Annotated in this window: 1 pseudogene; it reads right to left on the reverse strand. The window is 49.4% G+C overall.

The features are described from left to right. Nucleotides 1–231 (reverse strand): annotated as a pseudogene (locus tag CHH91_RS21355) (ABC transporter substrate-binding protein); the annotation flags it as partial.

The following is a 231-nucleotide window of genomic DNA, read 5'->3' on the forward strand; positions in this document are numbered from 1 at the left end:
CTAGTAAACCGCTGTCATTCATATGGTTCAGCCAGCGGAAATATTCCTTTTCTTCCGCGCGGCGGTAATGCATCGTCGCTTCATAGGTGTCCGGGTCAATATAGAACTCACCGTCATCTGGAGCTCCAGTTGCATAGAAAGCCGGATTTGTGGTCGATATCATAATCCGCCAATCATCAGCCAATAACGACAAACCGAGCGTCGGCTGGCCATCAATGGTCGGGTTTTCTT

It is taken from the genome of Virgibacillus sp. 7505 (assembly GCF_002272135.1).
Lineage (GTDB): Bacteria > Bacillota > Bacilli > Bacillales > Amphibacillaceae > Terribacillus.